This is a genomic window from Fructilactobacillus sp. X3R2C1, from assembly GCF_059901235.1.
The window spans coordinates 1-264 of record NZ_JBWXVA010000038.1 but is presented as its reverse complement, the minus strand read 5'-3'; the positions used below and the strand labels follow the sequence as shown (position 1 = coordinate 264).

General features: G+C 67.0%; 1 protein-coding gene. It reads left to right on the top strand.

The window, feature by feature from the left end; genetic code table 11:
• Positions 1 to 264 (top strand): hypothetical protein (locus AC6UDB_RS07060; protein WP_500709553.1); only part of this gene is annotated, 264 nt, incomplete at both ends.

Genomic DNA, 264 nt, shown 5'->3' with positions numbered 1-264 from the left:
GCTGCACGCCGCCATTGGCCTGGCGGTGCTGCTGCTGATTTCCCTCATCCTCGGCCGCCTGGCGCGCTTCCTGATGCTGCATGGCGCCCGCCTGCTGGCCCGCCAGCCCGCGCTGAAATGGCTGGATGACCTGCGCCACAACAAAGTGTTCCACCGCCTGGCGCAAACCACGCCGTCGCTGGTGATCCAGTTCGGCCTGAAGCTGGTGCCGGAGCTGTCCGACACTGCCCAGCACTTCCTGGGCAACGTGGCCCTGGCCTTTAC